This is a genomic window from Cyanobium sp. Candia 9D4 (assembly GCF_024346155.1).
In the GTDB taxonomy this organism is placed as follows: Bacteria; Cyanobacteriota; Cyanobacteriia; order PCC-6307; family Cyanobiaceae; genus Cyanobium; species Cyanobium minutissimum.
Genome location: NZ_JAGQCK010000002.1, coordinates 95,245 through 115,011, shown reverse-complemented (window position 1 = coordinate 115,011; position 19,767 = coordinate 95,245). Strand labels below are relative to the sequence as shown.

Below are 19,767 nucleotides of genomic sequence, written 5' to 3'. Positions count from 1 at the left end.
GGAGCGGCGGTGGTCGCCCTGGGAGTGGCGGCAGGCAGGACCTGCCCCCAGGATCGACCCCAGCCGTCGATTTGTCAGTCGTTCCTGAAGTTCGGAGCGGTGATCGGTGACGTCCTGGCCAGAGGCGCTAAGGGACGACGGGGGCTGGGGCGTCATCGACCACCCGGTCGATGAGTCCGTATTCAACCGCCTCCGCCGGGGAAAGGAAGTAGTCCCTGTCCGTATCTTCAGCGATCTTGTCCAGCGGCTGGCCGGTGTGTTCCGCCATCAGGCCGTTGAGGGTGTCCTTGAGGAACAGGATCTCCCGGGCCTGGATCTCGATGTCCACCGCCTGGCCCTGGGCGCCCCCCAGGGGCTGGTGGATCATGATCCGGGCATTGGGGAGGGCCATCCGCTTGCCGGGCGCCCCGCCGGTGAGCAGGAAGGCCCCCATGCTGGCGGCCAGCCCGTAGCAGATCGTGACCACGTCCGGCGCCACCTGCTGCATGGTGTCGTAGATGGCCAGGCCGGAGGTCACCGATCCGCCCGGGGAGTTGATGTAGATCTGGATGTCCTTCTCGGGGTCCTCGGCCTCCAGGAAGAGCAGCTGGGCCACCAGGGAATCGGCGACCTGGTCATCGATGCCGGTGCCGAGGAAGATGATCCGCTCCCGCAGCAACCGGGAATAGATGTCGAAGGCCCGGTCGCCGCGGCCCGATTGCTCCACCACGGTGGGCAGCACCCCCGGAGCCGCCGAGGGCATCCAGTCCCCCAGGCCGTTCCAGGGCATCGGCCCCTGCCAGAGGTTGTTCACGGGGTGGGGCCGAGCCCCCGACGGGCCCGCCAGGGCGGCGGGCAGCCCGTCGGGGATCAGGGGCGGTCGGGCGTCGATCACGCGGTTTCGCTGGCGGACGGGGGGAGTGGCCTCAATCTATGGCTGGGCGTCGTCCTCCCGGGCATCGGCTCCCGCGGCGGCCTTCTTCGCCTTGGCGGCCCTGGCCGGCTTCGGCGGCTCTTCGCTGGTGGCCGGCGCCGCCTCGGGCTCGTCCGCGGCCGGGGCCTTGTCGGTGATGGTGCTGTTGGCCTCGAGCCACTCCAGCAGCTTCTCCTTCAGCAGGTCCTCGGCCACCGCCAGCCGCAGCCGCTCCGGGTCGATGGCGGCACTGTCGCTCAGGCCCTTGCGAATCTCGGCCAGCCTGGCCTCCAGGTCGGCGGCGGCTACGTCGATCTTCTCGGCCGCGGCCAGGGCCTTGAGCGCCAGGCTGCGCCGCAGCCGCTGCTCGGCCTCGGGCCGGGAGGTGTCCATGAGGCTGCGCACCAGGTCGGGGGTGAACAGCTTCTTGACGTCCATGCCCTGCTGGGAGATCTGACCGGCGGTCTGTTCGATCAGGTTGCGCACCTCCTGCTGGATGAGGGTCTCGGGCAGCTCCACCTCCAGCTCCTCCACCAGGACCGCCAGCAGGGCCTCATGGCGGTTGGCGCGATGGCGGCGCTCGGCGTCCTCCCGCAGGCGCGTCTCCAGGTCGGCCCGCAGCTCGGCGAGGGTCGGCTTGTCGCTGGCCTGCTGGGCGAAGGCGTCGTCGAGGGCCGGCAGCTCCCGGGTCTTCAGTTCCAGCAGGGTGATGGCGAAGAGGGCCTCCCGGCCCGCCGCCGTCTCCTGGGGGTAGCTGTCGGGGAAGCGGCAGGAGACGTCGCGGCTGTCCCCGACGGCCATGCCGATGATGCCGGCCACGAAGCCGGGGATCATGCGGCCCTCCTCCAGCTCCACTTCCATCCCGTCGCTGCTGCCGCCCTCGATGGCTTCGCCGGTGTCGACGAAGGTGCCGCGGAAGGCGATCTGGGCCACGTCACCCTCGGCGGCGGGCCGGTCCTCCACCGGCACCAGGGTGGCCAGCTGGCGGCGCGACTGCTCGATCAGTTCGTCGACCCGGGCCGGGTCGAAGGGGACGGGCTCCGCCTCGGCCTTGAAGCCCTTGGTGCTGCGCAGGATGGGGGTGGGCTCCACGTCCATCTCCAGGGTGATGGTGAGCTCCTCCCCGGGCGTGAAGCGCTCCAGAACCCGTTCGAAGGCTTCGCTGAGTTCGGGCCGGCCGATGGCCTCGATGGCCTCCTGCTGCATCGCCTCCCGCACGACCGCATCGACCAGGTCCTCAAGGGCGGTGGCGCGGATCCGCAGCGGGCCGATCTGCTGCAGGAGCACCGGCCGGGGCACCCGTCCCTTGCGGAAGCCGGGCAGCTTGACGCTGCGGCTCAGCTTCTCGAGGGCGGCCTCGTAGCTCTTCTGGCTGCGCCCCGCAGGCACGGCGACCTCCACCGCCAGACGGCTTCCGGGGCGCGGGGAGGTGCTCACCCGGAGGTTGGCTTCGGTGCTGGCGGCAGGGCTCATGAAACGGGGCTCGCTCGGGGCAGCCCCCCATCCTAGAAACTGGCCGTTCCGGGCCTCCGCCACGTATTGTGCGATCGACGCACCGGCGCGCCCATATCTCCAACTGAAGAGTTCCGTCCGGCCCCCAGGCTGGAGGTTTTGTCTCAGTCTCCCGTTCCCGGAGCCTCCAGCCCCATCCGTTCCACGATCCCTTCCCAGGGTTTCCCTCCGGGCCCCGTCTCCAGTCAGCAGGCCCGCTCCCGCCCCGCCACCTGTCCCGTTTCCCCCCGTTGACCGTCTCAGCGACCCTTCCCTCCCCTCCGCGCCACCTGCCTTCACGGCCGTTGCGCATCGCCATCCTCGGCGCCACCGGAGCCGTGGGCCAGGAACTCCTGGTGCTTCTCCAGGAGCGGGGCTTTCCGGTGGCGGAGCTGCGGCCGCTGGCCTCGCCGCGGTCGGCGGGCCAGGGCCTGGACTGGCAGGGTGAGCGGCTGCAGGTCCAGCCCGTCGGCGCCGACGCCTTCGAGGGCATCGACCTGGTGCTGGCCTCGGCCGGCGGTTCGGTCTCCCGGCAGTGGGCGCCGGTGGCCGTGGCCGCCGGCGCGGTGGTGATCGACAACTCCAGTGCCTTCCGGATGGATCCGGCCGTGCCCCTGGTGGTGCCCGAGGTCAACCCCCAGGCCGCCTTCTCCCACAGCGGGATCATCGCCAATCCCAACTGCACCACCATCCTGCTGACCCTGGCCCTGGCCCCCCTGGCGGCCCGGCGGCCGCTCCGCCGCGTGGTGGTCAGCACCTACCAGTCGGCCAGCGGCGCCGGGGCCCGGGCCATGGAGGAACTGCGCGACCTGAGCCGAACGGTGCTGGAGGGGGGTGAGCCGGTGAGCGCGGTGCTGCCCCATTCGCTGGCCTTCAACCTCTTCCTGCACAACTCGCCCCTGCAGCCGAACGGCTACTGCGAGGAGGAGCTCAAGATGCTCCACGAGACCCGCAAGATCATGGGTCTGCCCGAACTGCGCCTGACGGCCACCTGCGTGCGGGTGCCGGTCCTGCGGGCCCACTCCGAGGCCGTCAACATCGCGTTCGAGGAGCCCTTCCCCGTGGCGGAGGCCCGCGAGCTGCTGGCGGCCGCCCCCGGGGTCGAGCTGATCGAGAACTTCGAGACCAATCGCTTCCCCATGCCCACCGACGTCACCGGTCGGGATCCGGTGGCCGTGGGCCGCATCCGCCAGGACCTCAGCGATCCCTGCGCCCTGGAGCTCTGGCTCTGCGGTGACCAGATCCGCAAGGGTGCCGCCCTCAACGCCATCCAGATCGCCGAACTGCTGCGGGATCCCGCCGCGCCCGATGCCGCCGCCGGAGGTGCCGCTTGAGCACGGCCACCCTGCCGGCGCCGAGCACGGCCCCCTCCCCCGAGGCGCCCTTCGGGCGGGTGCTCACGGCCATGGTGACCCCCTTCCAGCCGGACGGGGCCGTCGATCTGGAGCTGGCGGCGCGGCTGGCGGACCATCTGGTCCGCCACGGCTCCGATGGCCTCGTGCTGTGCGGCACCACCGGCGAGTCCCCGACCCTCACCTGGCGGGAGCAGCACGAGCTCTTCGCCGCCGTGAAGGGGGCGGTGGGCAGCCGCGCCACCCTGCTGGCCGGCAGCGGCAGCAACTGCACCGCCGAAGCCGTGGAAGCCACCGGCGAGGCCGCCGCCCTCGGTGCCGACGGTGCCCTGGTGGTGGTGCCCTACTACAACAAGCCGCCCCAGGAGGGCCTCGAAGCCCATTTCCGGGCCGTGGCCCAGGCCGCTCCTGAGCTGCCCCTGATGCTGTACAACATCCCCGGTCGCACCGGCTGCAGCCTGGCCCCGGACACCACGGCCCGCCTGCTCGATGAGGCCAACGTGGTGGGCTTCAAGGCCGCCAGCGGCACCACCGAAGAGGTCAGCCGGCTGCGGGAGCTCTGTGGCGATCGCCTGGCTATCTACAGCGGTGACGATGCCCTCACCCTGCCGATGCTGGCGGTGGGTGCGGTGGGCGTGGTCAGCGTGGCCAGCCATCTGGTGGGCCCCAGGATCCGGGCCATGCTCCAGGCCTTCCTGAGCGGCGACGTCGCCACCGCCCTCGACGAGCACCAGCAGCTGCTGCCCCTGTGCAGGGCCCTCTTCTGTACCACCAATCCCATCCCCGTCAAAGCCGCCCTGGAGATCTGCGGCTGGCCGGTGGGTGCCCCCCGACTTCCCCTGCTTTCCGCCGATACCGCCGTGCGACAGCGCCTTTCCTCGATCCTGGCTGCCCTGCGTCCCACCTGACGCCAAGGCTGATGTCCAGAGTCACCTCCGCTTCCGCTCCACGTTTCCTTTCATCACCCCCCTGAGTCCTTCCCTACATGTCCAGTCAGAACTCCAATCCCATCGTCCGCTCCGGCAACGGCGCCAAAGCCAAGCACCAGGGCCTGCGTGTCATTCCGCTGGGCGGCCTGCACGAGATCGGCAAGAACACCTGCGTCTTCGAATACGGCGATGAGCTGATGCTCGTCGATGCCGGTCTCGCGTTCCCCAGCGATGGCATGCATGGCGTCAACGTGGTGATGCCCGACACCAGCTACCTGCGCGAGAACCAGAAGCGCATCCGCGGCATGGTGGTCACCCACGGCCACGAAGATCACATCGGCGGCATCCCGCACCACCTCAAGAACTTCAACATCCCCATCATCTACGGCCCCCGCCTGGCCATGTCGATGCTGCAGGGGAAGATGGAGGAGGCGGGCGTCACCGACCGCACCACCATCCAGACGGTGGGTCCGCGGGATGTGGTGCATGTGGGCCAGCACTTCAAGGTGGAGTTCATCCGCAACACCCACTCGATGGCCGACAGCTTCACGCTGGCCATCACCACCCCCGTCGGCGTGGTCATCTTCACTGGTGACTTCAAGTTCGACCACACCCCGGTGGACGGGGAGGCCTTCGACCTGCAACGCCTGGCCCATTACGGCGAGCAGGGCGTTCTGTGCCTGTTCAGCGATTCCACCAACGCCGAGATCCCCGGGTTCACCCCGCCGGAGCGGGCCGTGTTCCCGAACCTGGATCGCCACATCAGCCAGGCCGAAGGCCGGGTGATCATCACCACCTTCGCCAGCTCGATTCATCGGGTGTCGATGATTCTGGAACTGGCGATGAAGAACGGCCGCAAGGTGGGGCTGCTGGGCCGCTCCATGCTCAACGTGATCGCCAAGGCCCGCGAACTCGGCTACATGCGGGCCCCCGATGATCTGTTCGTGCCGATCAAGCAGATCCGCGACCTGCCCGACCGGGAAACCCTGCTGCTGATGACCGGCAGCCAGGGCGAACCGCTGGCGGCCCTGAGCCGCATCTCCCGCGGCGAACATCCCCAGGTTCAGGTGAAGTCCACCGACACGATCATCTTCTCCGCCAGCCCGATTCCCGGCAACACCATCTCGGTGGTGAACACCATCGACCGGCTGATGATGATGGGCGCCAAGGTGGTCTACGGCAAGGGCGAGGGCATCCACGTCTCCGGCCACGGCTGCCAGGAGGACCACAAGCTGATGCTGGCGCTGGCCAAGCCGAAATTCTTCGTGCCCGTGCACGGCGAGCACCGCATGCTGGTCTGCCATTCCAAGACGGCCCAGTCGATGGGCATCCCGGCCGATCACATCCTGATCATCGACAACGGCGATGTGGTCGAGCTCACCCCCGACACCATCCACAAGGGTGAGCCGGTGAAGGCCGGCATCGAGCTGCTCGACGCCTCCCGCAACGGCATCGTCGATGCCCGGGTGCTCAAGGAGCGCCAGCAGCTGGCGGAGGACGGCGTCATCACCCTGCTGGCGGTCATCACCACCGACGGTGTGATGGCGGCGCCGCCACGGGTGAACCTGCGCGGTGTGGTCACGGCCGCCGATGCCCGCAAGCTCTCGGTCTGGGCCGAGCGGGAGATCACCTGGGTGCTGGAGAACCGCTGGAACCAGCTGGCCCGCAACACCGGCGGCAAGGCCCCCGATGTCGACTGGGTGGGTGTGCAGCGGGAGGTGGAGGTGGGCCTGCAGCGCCGCCTGCGCCGCGAGCTGCAGGTGGACCCGCTGATCATCTGCCTGGTGCAGCCCGCGCCGGCCGGCACCCCGGCCTACAAGGGCCGGGCCGATGCCGAACCGGACACCCGTCCGGCGCCCCGCGGCGGCCGCCGGGATGGGGGTGGGCGCCAGCCCGCCGCCGTGCCCCAGCGCCAGCTGGTGACCGCTGCAGCTTCGGCCGCCCCGGCGGCGGCCACGGCCAGCACCGCAGCTCCGGCCCCGGTGGCCGCCGCCAGCAAGGCCCCCGTCGAGGAGCCGGAACCCACCGGTCGCGTTCGTCGCCGCCGCTCGGCTGCCGCGGCGAGCTGATCGCCCGGGGGTGGGCTCAGCGGACCCTGACCAGCATCAGGCCGCTGAGCAGCTCCTCGTCCTCCTTGTCCACCGGCGCCGCCGTGGCGCGGGTGGATTCCTGCCAGCTGAGCTCCACGTCGTCGGCCAGGGCCGGATCCGCCTGGTGCAGCTCGATCAGTTCGGGCTCCTCCACCACCTCCGGAATCAGCGAGGGCTCGGCCCAGGGAGCGGCCGGCGTGGGGGCCGGCGACCCCGCCGGAGCCTCCTCCCCCGCCGTTGCCGGCTCCAGGTCGGCGGCGGTGGCTGGGGCGGCGGCTGCCGCCGGGGCGGTTGTCGCCGGCGCCGTGGTCAGCCAGGGGGCCGCCGGGCCGGTGACCGCCTGCGCGGTGAACGCCGAGCCTGCGGCCCCTGCGACCAGGAACTCCGGACCGGGGGTGCCGATGTCCGCCACGGCCGACCCCGGGGTCGGAGTGGCGCCGGCCTCATCGATCGCGCACTGCTTGAGTCCCTGCTCGGCGATCCTGGTGAGGGCAGCCTCGCCGCTCTGCTCCGCCACCGTCCCGTAGTACCCTGCGGCCGTGGCCTTGTCCCCGTAGCCGTAGAGCTGGGTATGACCCAGCAGCAGCTGGAGCCGCAGCTTCAGCCCGGTGAGCTGGGGATTGTCCGAGGGCTGCAGCTGTTGCAGCAGTTCGGCCCCATCGGCCAGCACCGTGGCCCACTTCTCCCTGGAGTAGGCCTGCTCGATCACCGCATAGCGCTGGGCGGCGTCATTGGCGCTGGTCTCGGCCATGGAGCGGGTCGGGTGAGCGGACCCACAGTGTGCTGTGATCCCAGTGCAGCTGCCATCCTCCGGGCAGATCCAGCCGGCCCGTGTCCCCCCCCCGGACCAGCCGATCCACCAGGGTTTCGAGGTTCCCCGATCCCGGCTCCCGCCCCAGGTGCCGGCGCAGCCAGTGGTGCAGCAGCCGTCGCTGGCTGGCCGGGGCCAGGCCGGCCAGGCGGCGGCGCGGCAGCCGGGCGGGGCACTCGCCCTGCCGGAGGCCCTCCAGGGCCAGGTCCAGCAGGTCCGCCTCGGCCTCGGCCTGCGCCTCCAGACGTTCCGCCTGGGCGCTGATCCGCCGACTGGCCCCGGGATGGAGGGCCTCCAGCACCGGCATCACGTCGGCCCGCAGCCGGTTGCGGGCGAAGCGCAGATCCCCGTTGCTGCTGTCCGTCCAGACGGGCAGGCCCCGCTCCCGGCAGAGCCGGCCGGTGTCGCTGCGGTCGAAGATCAGCAGCGGCCGGGCCAGCCGCAGGGGGCCGGCGGCCGGGGCCAGGGGCCGGCTGGCCCCGAGGCTGGCCAGGCCGCGCAGGTGGCTGCCGCGGGCCAGGTTGAGCAGCACGGTCTCGGCCCGGTCACTGGCGGTGTGGCCCGTCACCACATGGGTGCAGCCCCCCTGGAGGGCCGCCGCGGCCAGGCAGCCGTAGCGCCACTCCCGGGCGGCGGCCTCGCTGCCGGGGGCCGGATCGGCCCGGTCGAGCTTCAGGTCCAGTCCCTGACTCCGGGCCCACCGGGCCAGGTCCGCGGCCTGGCGGGCCGATTCTTGGCGCCAGCCGTGGTCGCCGTGCCACAGCTGCAGCCGCCAGCCGTGCAGGGGCTGGAGGTCCAGCAGCAGGGTGGTCAGGGCCATGGAGTCCTGGCCGCCGGACACGGCCACCAGCAGCGACCCCCCCGCCGGCAGCAGGGTGGGTCGCCGCAGCAGATGCCGGTGCAGGCGCGTCTGGTCGCGTCCCCAGGGGCGCGGCGTCCGGCTTGGGTCGGGTGGGAGAATCACCGTCTGCGTCTTTCCATCCGCCGATGACCCGCCTCTCCAGCCTGCCCACCGCCCTGCAGCAGGCGATCCGTCAGGGGCGGGCGCTGAAGGTCATCGCCGGCCTCGACAACTTCGACGCGGTCCGGGTGCAGCGGGTGGTCCGGGCCGCCGCCGCCGGCGGCGCCGATCTGGTGGATCTGGCCTGTGACCCCACCCTGGTGCGCCTGGCCGTGGCGCTGGCTCCGGGGCTGCCGGTCTGCGTCTCGGCGGTGGATCCGCTCCTGTTCCCGGCGGCCGTGGAGGCCGGTGCCGCCATGGTGGAGATCGGCAACTACGACAGCTTCTATCCCCAGGGGCGGGTCTTCGGTGCCGCCGAAGTGCTCGAGCTCACCCGCCGCACCAAGGCGCTGCTGCCGGAGACGGTCCTCTCGGTCACCGTGCCCCACACCCTTCCCCTCGATGGGCAGGAGCGGCTGGCGGTGGAGCTGGTGGCCGCCGGCGCCGATCTGATCCAGACCGAGGGCGGCACCAGCGCCCGTCCCCTCAGCCCCGGCGCCCTGGGCCTGATCGAGAAGGCCGCCCCGACCCTGGCGGCGGCCCATGCCATCAGCCGGGCGGTGGCCGTTCCGGTGCTGTGCGCCTCCGGGCTCTCGGCCGTCACGGTGCCGATGGCCCTGGCCGCCGGCGCCGCCGGCGTCGGGGTCGGCTCCGCCGTCAACCGCCTCGACGATGAGCTCGCCATGGTGGCCGTGGTGCGTGCCCTGCGGGAGGCCCTGCCCCTGGCGTCGATGGTTCAAAACGAACAGACTCGGTAAGCTGATCGGGTTGCGGCACCGCTTCCCATGGGCTCGTTGACCTGGCTCCTGCAATGGCCGATCCGGGCCCTCATTCTGCTGCTGGTGGCACGACTGCCCTTGGGGGTGGAGCTGGCGAGCTTCTCGGCGGCCCTGCTGTCGGCGATCGTCATCGCCCTGCTGGGCACCCTGCTGGTGCTCCCCCTGAAGCTCCTGCTGGGACCGGTCTGGTTCGTCTCCTCGCTCGGGGGCCTGATCAGCCCGGTGTCGTTCCTGTTCAACTGGCTGATCACGATCATCCTGTTCAGCCTGGCCGCCTGGCTGATCAACGGGTTCCGTCTCCAGAACGGTCTGATCAGCGCCATCCTCGGGGCCCTGGCCTACAGCGTGCTGAGCAGCCTTGTCCTGGGCTGGATGGGTCTGGATGTGCCCCTGACCCGGGCGATGGCGGCGGCCTCCGGGGTGGGCTGATCGGTTTTCCCCGCCGGGGCGTTCCCCTCGGGTGACCGCCAGAATGGTCCGATGCCATTCCAGCTTCACGCCCCCTACGAACCGAAGGGCGACCAACCCGCCGCCATCGAAGCGATGGTGAAGGGCGTCGACGGGGGCGAACGCTTCCAGACCCTCCTCGGTGCCACCGGCACCGGCAAGACCTTCTCGATCGCCAACGTGATCGCCCGCACGGGGCGCCCCACGCTGGTGCTCGCCCACAACAAGACCCTGGCGGCCCAGCTCTGCAACGAGCTGAGGGAGTTCTTCCCCAACAATGCCGTCGAATACTTCATCTCCTACTACGACTACTACCAGCCCGAGGCCTACGTTCCCGTCTCGGATACCTACATCGCCAAGACCGCCTCGATCAACGAAGAGATCGACATGCTGCGGCACTCTGCCACCCGGTCGCTGTTCGAACGGCGCGATGTGATTGTGGTGGCCTCGATCAGCTGCATCTACGGCCTCGGCATCCCCTCGGAATACCTCAAGGCTGCTGTGAAGTTCGAGGTGGGCGACAAGCTCGAACTGCGCGGCTCCCTGCGGGGTCTGGTCAACAACCAGTATTCCCGCAACGACATCGAGATCAGCCGCGGTCGCTTCCGGGTGCGGGGCGATGTGCTGGAGATCGGTCCGGCCTACGAAGACCGGCTGGTGCGGATCGAGCTGTTCGGCGACGAGGTGGAGGCGATCCGTTACGTCGATCCCACCACCGGCGAGATCCTCCAGAGCCTGGAGTCGATCAACATCTACCCGGCCAAGCACTTCGTGACCCCCAAGGAACGGCTGCAGGGGGCGATTCAGGCGATCCGGGCCGAACTGCGCGAACGGCTGGACGTGCTCAACGGCCAGGGGCGGCTGCTGGAGGCCCAGCGCCTCGAGCAGCGCACCACCTACGACCTGGAGATGCTGGAGCAGGTGGGCTACTGCAACGGGGTGGAGAACTACGCCCGGCACCTGGCCGGCCGGCAGGCCGGCACCCCGCCCGAGTGCCTGATCGACTACTTCCCCGACGACTGGCTGCTGGTGGTGGATGAGAGCCACGTGACCTGCTCCCAGCTCCAGGCCATGTACAACGGTGACCAGAGCCGCAAGCAGGTGCTGATCGAGCACGGCTTCCGGCTGCCCAGCGCCGCCGACAACCGGCCCCTCAAGGGGGACGAGTTCTGGGAGAAGGCCCGCCAGACCATCTTCGTCTCGGCCACCCCCGGGGCCTGGGAGCTGGCCCAGAGCAAGGGCCAGGTGGTGGAGCAGGTGATCCGCCCCACCGGCGTCCTCGACCCGATCGTGGAGGTGCGCCCCTCGGAGGGCCAGGTGGACGACCTGCTCGGCGAGATCCGCCTGCGGGCCGATCGCCAGGAGCGGGTGCTGGTCACCACCCTCACCAAGCGCATGGCCGAAGACCTCACCGACTACCTGGCCGAGAACGGGGTGCGGGTGCGCTATCTGCACTCGGAGATCCATTCGATCGAGCGGATCGAGATCATCCAGGATCTGCGCAACGGGGCCTACGACGTGCTCGTGGGCGTCAACCTGCTGCGGGAGGGCCTCGACCTGCCCGAAGTGTCCCTGGTGGCGATCCTCGATGCCGACAAGGAGGGCTTCCTGCGGGCGGAGCGCTCCCTGATCCAGACCATCGGCCGGGCGGCGCGCCACATCGACGGGGTGGCCCTCCTCTACGCCGACAACCTCACCGATTCGATGGCCAAGGCGATCTCCGAGACCGAGCGCCGTCGGGTGATCCAGCACGCCTACAACGAACGCCATGGCATCACCCCCACCCCCGCCGGCAAGCGGGCGGGCAATTCCATCCTCTCCTTCCTGGAGCTGTCCCGCCGGCTCAGCGACGACCAGCTGGAGGTGGCCGCCGAGCAGGCCGAGCAGAACGAGGTGCCCCTTGATGCCCTGCCCGAGCTGATCACCCAGCTGGAGGAGAAGATGAAGGCGGCGGCCAAGAGCCTGGAGTTCGAGGAGGCGGCCAACCTGCGGGACCGGATCAAGAACCTGCGCCACAAGCTGGTGGGACGGCCCGCGGCCTAGGCCCCCCGCCGCCTTCGCGGGCCTAGAGCCCGCGGCGCTCCAGAGCTTCGGCCAGACGGTTGGCGGCGGCCGCCAGTTCGGCCTGGGGATCGGGCCCGGCATCGGCGGCCCGGGCCTCCTCCTGGCGTTTCATCGCCTCGATCGCCCGCACGATCAGGAACACCACGAAGGCGATCACCAGGAAGTTGATCAGGGCCACGATCACCGCACCGGCGGGCCAGGCGTTGATCGCCTCCACCTGAGCCGCCTTCAGGGCCGGCTCCAGCAGGCTGGTCATCACCAGGCTGACGATGGCATCCACCACCTTGCCGAAGGCACCGCCGATGACCACGGCCACGGCCAGGTCGACCACGTTGCCCTTGTTGATGAAATCCTTGAAGTCGCTCAGGAAGGAAGCGGCGGCGCGCCGGGCCATGGGAATCCTGCGTGAATGTCGCCCTTTCCTACTTCACGGCTGGAGGTCCCCGTTGGTGTCCTCCGGACCATCGGTCCGCTGATGGAAGGCGATCAGGGCTTCGGCGGAGATTGGAGGGGACAGGTGGAAGCCCTGGACGGCCTGGACCCCCGCCTGCCTCAGCACCTGGAGTTGCTGGTCCGTCTCGACCCCTTCGGCGATGACCATCAGCCGGGACGAGCGGATCAGGGCGGTGAGTCCCTCCAGCCACTCCGGATTGGGCGTCTCCGGGGTGATCATGGCCACCATCGTGCGATCCACCTTGATGATGTCGAAAGGACAACGGCTGAGGATGGCGAGATTGGCGCCCCGCAGCAGGCTGACGTCATCGAGCGCCATCTTGATGCCCAGTTGCTGGGCCTGGAACATGCCGGCCAGGCCCAGGGCATCAGGAAGCCCCCGCTCGGTGACTTCCAGGATCAGCTGGGGAATCATGTCAACCAGGCCGGCCTTCATCGCGGCGTAATAGACCCCGCCCCGTCCGGTGATCTCCGGTGGAACGTTGAGACTGAGATGCACGTCGGGATGGCGCCGCAACCAGTCCTTGAGTTCGGCCGCCGCGGTCTCGATCACCCAGTAGGTGAGCACACCCGAGGCTGGGGTGGACTCCAGGGACGGGATGAACTCCCCAGGCATGACCAGAGAGCCATCGGCCCGCCGCCAGCGGATCAGGGCTTCGGCTCCGATGCAGCGGAGATCCGGGAGGGACAGGATGGGCAGATACTCCAGAAAGAACTCACCCTTCGCCAGGCCCTCGGCGATCTCCTCGGGTCGGTTCATGGGAATTGACGGCCCATGTGAATGGAGAGGGTTCCAGGGAGATCGAACGCTAATCCAGACGTCAGGACGCTCCGAACTTCAGGGCGCTCCGATCGGTTCCAGGCGCAGCAGCTGGCCATCACCGGCCCCGTCGGTGAGCACGTACAGGTAGCCGTCCGGGCCCTGGCGCACGTCCCGCACCCGGGCGCCGATGGGAATCTCCTGCTGGGGTGTCACCGATCCCGCTGGATCCAGGCGCAGCCGATGCACCTGCCGGGACACCAGTCCGCCGGCGAAGAGATCACCGCGCCAGCCTGGATAGCGATCGCCGTCGTAGACCGCCAGGCCGGAGGGGGCGATGGCGGGCGTCCAGACGAGGACCGGATCCCGCAGGCCCGGGGCGCTGGTGGCCGGTGCGATCGGCGGGCCGAAGTACTCGCGGCTGTGGGTCACCCGCGGCCAGCCGTAGTTCACGCTGGCCTCGATCCGGTTGAGCTCGTCGCCATCGCGGGCGCCGTGCTCACTTGCCCAGACCCGGCCCGTGCGGGGATCGAGGGCCATTCCCTGGATATTGCGGTGCCCGAGACTCCACAGCCCCGGCAGCGCGCCGGGCTGGCCGGCGAAGGGATTGCCCCGGGCCGGGGTGCCGTCGTCGTTGAGGCGCAGCACCTTGCCCAGGGCGCTGAGCGGGTTCTGGGCCTGGGTGCGGATCAGCTGCCCTTCCAGTTCGATCGGGGGATTGCCCCCGTCTCCGATCGCCAGCAGCAGGGTGCGATCCGGGAGCCAGAGCAGGCGGGAGCCGAAGTGCTGGGCGCCGCTCTTGCGCTGCGGCACCGCGTACAGCACCTGCAGATCGCTGAGGGCACGGCCGTCGAAGCGGGCCCGGGCCAGCCGGGTGTGGTTGGCGTCGGCGCTGCCGGCCGCATAGGTGAGATAGATCCAGCGGTTGGTGGCGAAGTCGGGATGGACGGCCACATCCAGCAGGCCCCCCTGGCCGGCGGCCAGCACTTCCGGCACGCCGCGGATCGGCTCGGCCTGCAGCACGCCGCCCCGCACCAGGCGCAGCCGGCCTGGCCGCTCCGTGATCAGCAGGTCGCCCCCCGGCAGCCAGGCCACGGCCCAGGGGTGCTCGAGGCCACCCACCACCGGCACGCTGCGCACCGGGGCGGAGACGGCCGCGCCCTGGCAGCTGCCCAGGACCGGCAGCAGGAGAATACCGGCCAGCCAGTTCAGGAATGGTGGAGGGCGACGGGCCATGGCTGGGGGGACAGCTCCAGAAGCACCAGGTCGCGCAGGTCGTGGAGCAGGGAGAGTTCGGCGCCGCTGAGCTGACGCGGGCGGGTGTCGATCAGACACAGTGTGCCCAGACAGGTGCCGTCGTCGAGGATCAGGGGCGAGCCCGCATAGAAGCGGATCCGGGGCTCCCCCAGCACCAGGGGATTCTCTGCGAAGCGCTCGTCGAGCCAGGTGTCCGCCACCAGCAGGTCCGACCGCTGGCTGATGGCATGGGCACAGAAGGCCAGGTCGCGGGAGGTCTGGCAGGTGGCCAGGCCATGGCTGGACTTGAACCACTGCCGCTCGGCATCGATCAGGCTGATCAGGGCGATCGGCACATCGAAGGCGGCGGCAGCGATCCGGGTCAGCCGGTCAAAGCGTTCCTCCCGCTCCGTGTCCAGCAGGCCCAGCTCCGCCAGCCGCCGCAGGCGCCCGTCCTCGTCCTGGGGGGGGCGGGCCCGCTCCCAGCGGCAGGGGGTGCGCAGGCTCCAGGCCCGGAGCCGGGCCCGCAGGTAGCTCTCGGAGACCGGCAGCACCAGCCACTCGCTGACCAGGGGGTCGTCGTGGCGGGCCTGCTCCTCCACGGCCGCCAGCATCACCACGGGGATCTCGGCTGCCGCCGTGGCCGGGGTCTCCCGCAGCCTGCGGACCAGGGCGGGGCCATCGCGGACGGGGAGCGCCTGCTCCAGCAGCAGCAGGGAGGCTCCTTCGCGCTCGAGACGCTGCCGCAGATCGGCTTCGCCGCCGCAGACATGGAAGGGCAGGCCCTCCAGGCGCAGGGCGGTGATGAGGGCCGCCTCCAGATCCCGGTCCGTCACCCAGACCAGGGCCGGAGGCCCGCCGGGATCGTCGCTGAGGGCCCCGGTGGCGGGGTCGTTCCCCGCTTCGGCCGGCGGGGCGCCGTTGCCGGCCTCCGGGGTGCGGGCAGTGGTGTGCAGCAGCAGGCCCTCCGCAGCCGCCAGCACCTCCAGGGGGCTGCCCCGCGCGGCCAGATCGGCGCGCACACCGGCCAGGATCAGGTCGATGGTCGCGTCGTTGCGCAGGGGGTCGTGGTGGGTGAGCGCCAGCCGGGCCACCCCGGCCTCCTCGCAGAGGCGCACGGCGTACTCCACCGAGCTGTGGCCCCAGCCGAGCTTGGCCGGGAACTCCAGGGCGGTGTACTGGGCGTCGTGGATCACCAGGTCGGCCCCCTCGATGAACGCGGCGTAGTGCAGGTCCTGGCCGGAGAGCGGACCGAGGCCGCTGGCCAGGGCGGGGTCGTGGGGTTCGTGGTCGCAGCAGTAGATGACCGTGGCCCCGTCCGCCTGCAGCCGGTAGGCCAGGGTGAGGGCGGGATGGTTGAGCAGATGGGTCGTGATCGTCACATCCCCGATCCGGAACGTGCCCTCGTGCAGGTCGTGGTAGCGGATCGTGGCGGCGAACTGCTCGAGGGTGACGGGGAAGTAGGCGTGCTGCATCTGGCCGGAGAGCACGCTGCGCAGGCTTCCCGAGAGGCCGCTCGGCCCGAAGACATCCCAGGTGTGGCCAGGGGCGAAGAAGGGGGCGAAGAAGGGAAAGCCCTGGATGTGGTCCCAGTGGGTGTGGCTGATCAGCAGCGACCCCTCCATGCCGTCGGGACGCTCCTGCATCAGGGCCTGGCCCAGGCCGTGGGCACCGGTGCCGCAGTCGATCACCAGCAGGGTGCCGGCATCGGAGCGGACCTCCACGCAGGAGGTGTTGCCACCGAAGCGGAAGGTGTCCGGGCCGGGCTTGGCGATCGAACCGCGGGTTCCCCAGAACCGAACCAACATGTCCCGTTCCTGGCGGGGCCCCAAGACTAGGAAGCCGCGGTCAGGCTGGCGCTTCCGTCCCCTCGGCCGCGTGCCGCTCGGCGCCGCCGAGGCCGAAGGCCTGGTGCACTGCCTGCAGGGCGCGCACGCCATCGGCCTCCGCCACCACGCAGCTGGTGCGGATCTCGCTGGTGGCGATCAGGGAGATGTTGATGCCCGCGTCGGCCAGGGAACGGAACATCCGCGCCGCCGTGCCGGCGGTGCAGGCCATCCCGGCCCCCACGGCGCTGACCCTGGCGATGGCGGGGCCCTCCTCGAAGCCGGCGCCGTCCCACTGGCGCAGGATCGGGGCCAGGGCCCGCTCCGCCGCCGGCCGGTCGTCGCGCCGCAGGGTGAAGCTCATGTCGCGCCGCCGGTCCTCGGGGCCGCCGTGGGTGCGCTCCGACTGCACGATGGCGTCGAGGCTGATGCCCGCATCGGCCAGGGCCCGGCAGATGGCCGCGGCGACCCCCGGCCGGTCGGGCACCCGCCGCACCGACACCTGCACCTGGTCGCGGTCGAGGGCCACCCCCCGCACCGCCGGGTCCCCGAGGTGGCAGGGGGGCGGATCGTGGCGCAGCTGCTGGTCGGAGAGCTCGAAGGCCTCGCCGGCGGCCCGCAGGGCCCGGGCCCCCAGCTGGCCATCCACCACGCAGCTCACCTTCACCTCGCTGGTGGCGATCAGGCGCAGGTTGATGCCGAGGCGGGCCATGGTGTCGAACAGCCGGGCCGCCACCCCTGGGCGACCGAGGATGCCGGCCCCGGCGATGCTGAGCTTGGCCATGCCCGCCTCGGCCGAGAGCTGGGCCCCATCGGCCCCCATCGCCGCCAGCACCTCCTGGCACACCTGGCGGGCACGCTCCATTTCCGTCGCCGCCAGGGTGAAGGCGATGTCGTTGCTGGCGCCCTCGTGGATCGCCTGGACGATCAGGTCGACGTTGAGGCCGGCGGCGCCGAGGGCCTCGAACAGGGTGGCGGCCACCCCCGGCCGGTCGGGCACGTGGGAGAGGGCCAGCACCGCCTGGTCGGCCTCGAGCTCCGCCCCGTCCACGGGCCGGCCCAGCTCCAGCCCCTCACTGCCGATCGGGCGGGCCGGACCGCTGGTGAGCCGGGTGCCGGGGGCCTGGCTCCAGCTGGAGCGCACCGTCAGTGGCACCCCGTAGTTGCGGGCGATCTCCACGGCCCGGGGGTGGAGCACCGCGGCCCCGAGGCTCGCCAGCTCCAGCATCTCGTCACAGCTGACGCTCTCCATCAGCTGGGCGTCGCTCACCTTGCGGGGGTCGGTGGTGAGCACCCCGGGCACGTCGGTGTAGATCTCGCAGCCGTCGGCGCCGAGGGCGGCCGCCAGCGCCACCGCGGAGGTGTCAGAGCCGCCCCGGCCCAGGGTGGTGATCTCCGGGGTGCCGGCATGGCCGCTGCTGGTGCCCTGGAAGCCGGCCACCACCACCACGTGGCCGTCCTCCAGCAGGCGGCGCAGTCGCTCGGTGCGCACCTCCAGGATCCGGGCCCGGCCATGGGCCGATTCGGTGATGATCCCGGCCTGGGTGCCGGTCATCGAGACGGCGGGCACGCCTTCGGCATGGAGGGCCATCGACAGCAGGGCGATCGACACCTGCTCGCCCGTGGCCAGCAGCATGTCCATCTCGCGGCGGGGCGGATCGCTGCAGAGGCTGGTGGCCATGCCGGTCAGCTGGTCGGTGGTGTGGCCCATGGCCGACACGACGATCACCAGCTCGTGGCCCTCCTCACGGCTCGCGGCGATGCGGCGGGCCACCGCCCGGATGCGCTCGGTGTCCGCCACCGAGGTCCCCCCGAACTTCTGAATCAGCAGGGCCATGGGCTCGTCGCTGGCGCGTCGGGCCCGATTATCGACGCGGGCCGCTCCCGGGCTGCGCCAGGGCGGCCAGCAGGAACCCGTCCCGGAAGGCGTCACCGGGGTCGGCACCGCGCTTGAGGGCCGCCTCCACATCGAGCAGGCGGCGCAGCAGGGCCAGCAGCTGGTCGGGGCTGCGGCCGCGGATCTGCTTGCGCATCACGTAGATCCGCTTGGGATTGCCGATCCCTGCGGCCTTGGCGATCACGGCCACGTCCTGCTCGCCGCTGCGCTCCAGCAGGCACACCCACAGCCAGCCCCGGATCTGACTGGCCAGGGCCGCCACGATGCGCAGGGCGGGCTCGCCCACCTCCAGCAGGGCCTCCACCAGGGCGATGGCCTCGGCGGGGTGCTGGGCCAGCAGGGCATCGCCCACGGCCAGGCTGCTGGTCACCTGGCCGCCGATCAGGGCGGCCACCGCCTCGGCCGTGATCGGGCCACCACCACCGCCGCCACTGCCACCACCGCCGCCACCGCCGGCATGAAGGGCCAGCTTCTCCAGCTCGCTGGCCAGTCGCATCCCGTCGCTTCCGATCGCCTCGGCCAGGGCCTCGGCCGCCGCCGGTGCCAGGGTCAGGCCCCGGTCCCGGGCGGCGCTCTGCACCCGCTCGATCTGCCCGGCTCCATCCCAGATCGGCGGCAGGGTGAAGGATTGCTCTTCGGCCAGGGTCCGCAGACGCTTGGTGGTGCGCAGCCGGGCGTCCGGTTTGCCTTCACTGACCAGGAACAGGTGGCCGTCGGGGGGGATCAGCTCGACGGCGGCCTCCAGCTGGGCGGCCAGCTCCGCCGGGCAGGCCTGGCAGAAGGGACTGCGCTGCAGCACCACCACCCGGGCCCCGGCGCCGAAGGGGGGGGTGCGGGCCTCCTCGAGGGCCCGGGCCGCCTGGCCGGCATCGGCCCCGTCCAGGCGGCTGAGGTTGATCGCGGCCCAGGTGGGATCCACCAGGGCCTCGATCTGCGCCGCCAGGGCCCGCTGCCGGGCGGCCTCGTCGTCGCCCCAGTAGAGGTGAATGGGCATCAGGGAAGAGGCGGCCGCGTCGGGGCCGGCAGGGAGGCGAGCAGGCGGGGGTCCCGGCTGATCATCGCCGTGGCGCCGCCATGCAGGGCCGAGGCCAGCTCCAGGGCGCCACCGGGCCCCAGGGCCGGCCCGCTGCCGGGCCGCTGCAGGCGCGCCGCCGCCAGGGCCACCTGGGGGGTGAGGCTCACCAGGGTCCAGGCCGCAGGATCACTGAACACGGCTTCGTAGCGGGCCGCCAGGGCTTCGTCCCCCTGGAGCAGGGGCCCCTCCACCAGCGTCCTCAGGGTGGCCATGCTCAGGACCCCGCGCCAGTGGCCAGCGGCGATCGCGGCGATCAGGGGCTCGTGCCGGCGGCTTGAGGCGTCGCCGCGCAGCCAGGGAATCAGCACCGTGGCGTCGACGGCCACGGCCGACCCGAGGACCAGGGTGGCGCCGCCGTCCAAGGGCTCGATGGGCCCGCCGCTGCCGGCGGGGGGCGGCCGGTGGTCCGGCCAGCAGTCGCGGCCGCTGCCCTGGAGGGCGAGCAGGGCCTGGCGCTGGGCACGGTGGCGTCGCCACAGGGGGACCAGGGCAGCCACCGCGTGGCCATGGCGTGCGATCAGGGTCTCCTCGCCGTCGCGGGCCCGATCGAGCAGTTCGGGGAAACGCTTCCTGGCCTCGAGCACGCCGAGGGTGTGCATGGGTCGCGGGGCCGATATCGGAATCTGTACACAATGTACAGGTCTCGGATTCGGTGGAGAACGACT

At 71.2% G+C, this 19,767-nt stretch carries 17 protein-coding genes; 6 read left to right on the top strand and 11 right to left on the bottom strand.

What is annotated here, in order from left to right:
- Positions 1–127 precede the first annotated feature (127 nt).
- Together clpP and tig are read right to left on the bottom strand one after the other, a co-directional pair.
- Positions 128–769 carry an ATP-dependent Clp endopeptidase proteolytic subunit ClpP gene (gene clpP, locus KBZ08_RS05120; RefSeq protein ID WP_106222299.1) on the bottom strand — a complete coding sequence of 214 codons (642 nt, stop codon included), beginning with the start codon at positions 767–769 and terminating at the stop codon, positions 128–130.
- Positions 770–910: 141 nt separating this feature from the next.
- Complete coding sequence (tig, locus tag KBZ08_RS05115; RefSeq protein WP_254971875.1) at positions 911–2,365, bottom strand: trigger factor; 1,455 nt, start codon at positions 2,363–2,365, stop codon at positions 911–913.
- Positions 2,366–2,634: 269 nt separating this feature from the next.
- On the opposite strand from tig, the gene KBZ08_RS05110 reads away from it, so the two are divergent.
- The 3 genes from KBZ08_RS05110 (at position 2,635) to KBZ08_RS05100 (ending at position 6,733) form a co-directional block, all read left to right on the top strand.
- Positions 2,635–3,717: an aspartate-semialdehyde dehydrogenase gene (locus tag KBZ08_RS05110; RefSeq protein ID WP_254971873.1), complete on the top strand. Its 1,083-nt coding sequence runs from the start codon at positions 2,635–2,637 to the stop codon at positions 3,715–3,717.
- A complete protein-coding gene (gene dapA / locus KBZ08_RS05105; protein WP_106222103.1) occupies positions 3,714–4,643 on the top strand; it encodes a 4-hydroxy-tetrahydrodipicolinate synthase in 930 nt (309 codons plus the stop codon). Before KBZ08_RS05110 ends, dapA begins: the two co-directional genes overlap by 4 nt.
- A 77-nt stretch (positions 4,644–4,720) precedes the next feature.
- Positions 4,721–6,733: a ribonuclease J gene (locus tag KBZ08_RS05100; protein WP_254971871.1), complete on the top strand. Its 2,013-nt coding sequence runs from the start codon at positions 4,721–4,723 to the stop codon at positions 6,731–6,733.
- A 16-nt stretch (positions 6,734–6,749) separates the two neighbouring features.
- On the opposite strand, the gene KBZ08_RS05095 is transcribed toward KBZ08_RS05100, so the two are convergent.
- Together KBZ08_RS05095 and tilS are read right to left on the bottom strand one after the other, a co-directional pair.
- The gene (locus KBZ08_RS05095) at positions 6,750–7,505 is read right to left on the bottom strand and encodes a hypothetical protein (protein WP_254971870.1); all 756 of its coding nucleotides are present in this window, start codon (positions 7,503–7,505) and stop codon (positions 6,750–6,752) included.
- Positions 7,483–8,529 (bottom strand): tRNA lysidine(34) synthetase TilS, encoded by a 1,047-nt coding sequence (gene tilS, locus KBZ08_RS05090; protein ID WP_254971869.1) that lies wholly within the window; start codon positions 8,527–8,529, stop codon positions 7,483–7,485. Before tilS ends, KBZ08_RS05095 begins: the two co-directional genes overlap by 23 nt.
- Positions 8,530–8,552: 23 nt before the next feature.
- Here tilS and KBZ08_RS05085 point away from each other — a divergent pair, with 23 nt between their 5' ends.
- Genes KBZ08_RS05085 through uvrB form a run of 3 tightly spaced genes read left to right on the top strand, consistent with a single transcriptional unit; the run spans position 8,553 to position 11,834 of the window.
- Positions 8,553–9,323 carry a DUF561 domain-containing protein gene (locus tag KBZ08_RS05085; protein ID WP_254971868.1) on the top strand — a complete coding sequence of 257 codons (771 nt, stop codon included), beginning with the start codon at positions 8,553–8,555 and terminating at the stop codon, positions 9,321–9,323.
- 27 nt (positions 9,324–9,350) lie between these two features.
- Positions 9,351–9,773 (top strand): phage holin family protein, encoded by a 423-nt coding sequence (locus tag KBZ08_RS05080; RefSeq protein ID WP_106222095.1) that lies wholly within the window; start codon positions 9,351–9,353, stop codon positions 9,771–9,773.
- A 51-nt stretch (positions 9,774–9,824) separates the two neighbouring features.
- Entirely contained in the window at positions 9,825–11,834 is a 2,010-nt protein-coding gene (uvrB, locus tag KBZ08_RS05075; RefSeq protein ID WP_254971865.1) for an excinuclease ABC subunit UvrB, read from the top strand.
- A gap of 22 nt (positions 11,835–11,856) precedes the next feature.
- Here the strand turns inward: uvrB and mscL are convergent, their stop codons facing one another.
- The 7 genes from mscL to KBZ08_RS05040 form a co-directional block, all read right to left on the bottom strand.
- Positions 11,857–12,249: a large conductance mechanosensitive channel protein MscL gene (gene mscL, locus KBZ08_RS05070; RefSeq protein WP_106222091.1), complete on the bottom strand. Its 393-nt coding sequence runs from the start codon at positions 12,247–12,249 to the stop codon at positions 11,857–11,859.
- A 33-nt stretch (positions 12,250–12,282) separates the two neighbouring features.
- Positions 12,283–13,068 carry an EAL domain-containing protein gene (locus KBZ08_RS05065; protein WP_254971861.1) on the bottom strand — a complete coding sequence of 262 codons (786 nt, stop codon included), beginning with the start codon at positions 13,066–13,068 and terminating at the stop codon, positions 12,283–12,285.
- A gap of 78 nt (positions 13,069–13,146) precedes the next feature.
- The gene (locus tag KBZ08_RS05060) at positions 13,147–14,304 is read right to left on the bottom strand and encodes a PQQ-dependent sugar dehydrogenase (RefSeq protein ID WP_254971859.1); all 1,158 of its coding nucleotides are present in this window, start codon (positions 14,302–14,304) and stop codon (positions 13,147–13,149) included.
- The gene (locus KBZ08_RS05055; protein ID WP_254971857.1) at positions 14,277–16,112 is read right to left on the bottom strand and encodes an MBL fold metallo-hydrolase; all 1,836 of its coding nucleotides are present in this window, start codon (positions 16,110–16,112) and stop codon (positions 14,277–14,279) included. Before KBZ08_RS05055 ends, KBZ08_RS05060 begins: the two co-directional genes overlap by 28 nt.
- Before the next feature lie 40 nt (positions 16,113–16,152).
- Positions 16,153–17,967, bottom strand: coding sequence for an aspartate kinase (locus tag KBZ08_RS05050; RefSeq protein WP_254971855.1), 1,815 nt, complete (start codon positions 17,965–17,967; stop codon positions 16,153–16,155).
- A gap of 28 nt (positions 17,968–17,995) precedes the next feature.
- A complete protein-coding gene (gene holA, locus KBZ08_RS05045; protein ID WP_106222081.1) occupies positions 17,996–19,021 on the bottom strand; it encodes a DNA polymerase III subunit delta in 1,026 nt (341 codons plus the stop codon).
- Positions 19,021–19,701 carry a type II toxin-antitoxin system prevent-host-death family antitoxin gene (locus KBZ08_RS05040; protein WP_254971852.1) on the bottom strand — a complete coding sequence of 227 codons (681 nt, stop codon included), beginning with the start codon at positions 19,699–19,701 and terminating at the stop codon, positions 19,021–19,023. Before KBZ08_RS05040 ends, holA begins: the two co-directional genes overlap by 1 nt.
- Between the last annotated feature and the right edge of the window lie 66 nt (positions 19,702–19,767).